This is a genomic window from Streptomyces sp. NPDC057253 (assembly GCF_042669125.1).
Taxonomy (GTDB): Bacteria; Actinomycetota; Actinomycetes; order Streptomycetales; family Streptomycetaceae; genus Streptomyces.
The window spans coordinates 1-3,030 of sequence record NZ_JBHUXV010000279.1; the positions used below are offsets into that span (position 1 = coordinate 1).

Sequence of the window (3,030 nt, forward strand, 5' to 3'; positions counted from 1 at the left end):
GACCAGGTCCGCGCGCCCCGGAATGCGGTTACTTCGCGCCGGAGTCGCCGTCGGTCTTCTTCGGCTCGTCGTCCGACTTCGCCTCGGCGTCCTCCACGTCGGCGTCGGCCTTGGCGGGCGCGTCGGCGGGGGCCTCCTCGGCCGTGTCCTTCTTACCGAGGTCGACGGACTTCTCGTCGGAGGCGGCGGCAGCTTCGTCGGCGGAGGCGTCGTCGGTGAGGGAGGAGGCGTCGTCCGGGACGACGTCGGAGTCGGACTTCAGGTCGTGCTCGATGCCGTGGACGATGCGGTTGTACTCGTCGTCCGTCAGTACGGCACCGATGGCGTTCTTCGCGAAGAGCAGTTCCACGCCCGGGCCCGCGTCGAGGAGGACGGTGTCGTCGCCGACCTCCTTGACCGTGGCGTACATACCCCCGATCGTGCGGACGCCGCTGCCGGGCTGCATGTCGTTCCGCATGGTGGCGGCCTGCTGCTGCTTCTTCTTGGCCGACCGGGTCATCAGGAACATGGCCCCGATGAGCACGATGAACGGGAGGAGGGTCACGAGACTCACGGGTCGGAACTTCCTTCACGCGACCGCGATGGTGAGCGGCCTGATGGTTGGGGGTGTGCATGTCGCCGACAAAGGCGGCATCGGCGGAGTCTAAGCGAGTCCGCGTGCATGGAACAACGCTCAGCATCGCACCTGGGTTCCGGACCCGGCCAATGCCGTGCCGTCACGAAGGCATCACGTCCCGAACAGGTCCTGTTGTCCGTTTCCCGTGGCCGCGGAGCGCGGCGGGGTGAGACCGAGGTGGGCCCAGGCGGCGGGAGTGGCGACCCGTCCGCGCGGAGTGCGCGCGAGCAGGCCCTCGCGGACCAGGAAGGGTTCGGCGACCTCCTCTACGGTCTCGCGCTCCTCCCCCACCGCGACGGCGAGCGTGGACAGGCCGACCGGGCCGCCGCCGAACAGCTTGAGCAGGGCCTCGAGCACCCCGCGGTCCAGCCGGTCGAGGCCGCGGGCGTCGACCTCGTAGACCTTGAGCGCGGCCGCCGCGATGTCGCGGGTGATGATGCCGTCGGCCTTGACCTGGGCGTAGTCGCGGACCCGGCGCAGCAGGCGGTTGGCGATGCGGGGCGTGCCGCGGGAGCGGCCGGCGATCTCGGCGGCGCCGTCGGCGCCGATCTCGACGTCGAGGAGGTTGGCCGAGCGGTGGATGACGCGCTCCAGCTCGGCGGGTTCGTAGAACTCCATGTGCGCGGTGAAGCCGAAGCGGTCGCGCAGCGGGGGCGGCAGCAGGCCCGCGCGCGTGGTGGCGCCGACCAGGGTGAAGGGGGGCAGCTCCAGGGGGATGGCGGTGGCGCCGGGGCCCTTGCCGACGATGACGTCGACCCGGAAGTCCTCCATGGCCATGTAGAGCATCTCCTCGGCGGGCCGCGACATGCGGTGGATCTCGTCGAGGAAAAGGACCTCGCCCTCCTGGAGGGAGGAGAGGATCGCCGCCAGGTCGCCGGCGTGCTGGATGGCCGGGCCGCTGGTGATGCGGATCGGGGCGCCCATCTCGGCCGCGATGATCATCGACAGGGTGGTCTTGCCGAGGCCGGGGGCACCGGAGAGCAGCACATGGTCGGCGGTGGCGCCGCGCGCGCGGGCGGCGCGCAGGACCAGGTCGAGCTGTTCGCGGACCTTCTCCTGGCCGATGAACTCGTCCAGGTCCTTGGGGCGCAGGGCGGCCTCGACGGCCTGGTCCTCGCGGTCGGCGGACGCACCGACGAGCCGCTCGGCGGCGGTCTCGTCGGTCGTGTCGTCCCAGTTCACTGACGTCTCCTAGCGGGCGCGGTTCAAAGTCTGCAGGGCGGCCTTCAGCAGCTGGCCGACCTGGGGCGTGCCCTCGGCCGCCTCCGCCTGCGGGGTCACGGCGGTGACGGCCTCGTCGGCCTCGCGCGTGGCGTAGCCGAGGCCGATCAGGGCGGCGTGCAGCTGGTCGCGCCAGCCCTGGGTGACGGGGGCTCCGATCGCGGGCGCCCCGATCGGTTCGCCCAGCCGGTCCTTGAGCTCAAGCAGCAGCTTCTGGGCGCCCTTCTTGCCGATGCCGGGGACCGCGATCAGCGCCTTCTCGTCGCCGGTGGCCACCGCCCGGCGCAGCGCGTCCGGGGTGTGCACGGCCAGCATCGCCTGGGCCAGCCGGGGGCCGACGCCGCTGGCGGTCTGGAGCAGCTCGAAGACCTGGCGCTCGTCGTCGTCCACGAAGCCGTACAGGGTGAGGGAGTCCTCCCGTACGACGAGCGAGGTGGCCAGCTTGGCCGGCTTGCCGAGCCGGAGCGTGGACAGGGTGTTCGGGGTGCACTGGACGGCCATGCCCACACCGCCCACCTCGACCACCGCGGCGTCGGGAGCGAGGGCGGCGACGGTGCCGCTGACGAACGCGATCATGCGAGACGGCCTTTCGGTGCTGCTTTGGCTGTGTGCAGGGCCACGGCCTGCTGGAGTCGGTTCTGGGCGGGGGCGCGCCAGATGTGGCAGATGGCGAGCGCGAGGGCGTCGGCGGCGTCGGCCGGCTTGGGCGGGGCGTCGAGCCGCAGCAGCCGGGTGACCATGGCGCCGACCTGGGCCTTGTCGGCGCGGCCGCTGCCGGTGACAGCTGCCTTGACCTCGCTCGGGGTGTGCAGGGCTACGGGGATGCCCCGGCGGGCGGCGCACAGCATCGCGACCGCGCTGGCCTGGGCGGTGCCCATCACCGTACGGACGTTGTGCTGGCTGAACACCCGCTCCACGGCGACGTATTCGGGCCGGTGCTCGTCCAGCCACTGCTCGATGCCCTGCTCGACGGCGACGAGCCGCTGCCCCAGCTCGGCGTCCGCGGGCGTGCGGACGACTCCGACGCCGAGCATCGTCAGGGGCCGCCCGGCGACGCCTTCGACCACCCCGACACCGCACCGCGTGAGACCGGGGTCCACCCCGAGTACGCGCACGCGCCCTCCCCTCGGTGATCTTTGACTTCACGCCAGGCTATCCGCTGCCACCGACAACGGCGGCGGGCCGGTGGGACG

The 3,030-nt window shown here is 72.2% G+C and carries 4 protein-coding genes; all 4 read right to left on the bottom strand.

What is annotated here, in order from left to right; all coding sequences use genetic code 11:
• Positions 1 to 28 precede the first annotated feature (28 nt).
• Positions 29 to 553, bottom strand: a complete 525-nt coding sequence (gene yajC / locus ACFULQ_RS48890) for a preprotein translocase subunit YajC (RefSeq protein WP_383558262.1) — start codon at positions 551 to 553, stop codon at positions 29 to 31.
• 174 nt (positions 554 to 727) lie between these two features.
• Positions 728 to 1,798, bottom strand: coding sequence for a Holliday junction branch migration DNA helicase RuvB (ruvB, locus tag ACFULQ_RS48895; RefSeq protein WP_383558264.1), 1,071 nt, complete (start codon positions 1,796 to 1,798; stop codon positions 728 to 730).
• A gap of 9 nt (positions 1,799 to 1,807) precedes the next feature.
• Entirely contained in the window at positions 1,808 to 2,413 is a 606-nt protein-coding gene (ruvA, locus tag ACFULQ_RS48900; protein ID WP_383558267.1) for a Holliday junction branch migration protein RuvA, read from the bottom strand.
• Positions 2,410 to 2,952 (bottom strand): crossover junction endodeoxyribonuclease RuvC, encoded by a 543-nt coding sequence (gene ruvC, locus ACFULQ_RS48905; RefSeq protein ID WP_383558270.1) that lies wholly within the window; start codon positions 2,950 to 2,952, stop codon positions 2,410 to 2,412. Before ruvC ends, ruvA begins: the two co-directional genes overlap by 4 nt.
• Positions 2,953 to 3,030 lie beyond the last annotated feature (78 nt).

What these genes read in the sequence shown, in the direction of transcription:
- ruvA (WP_383558267.1), bottom strand. Translation starts at nt 2,413, where the DNA reads ATGATCGCGTTCGTCAGCGGCACCGTCGCCGCCCTCGCTCCCGACGCC.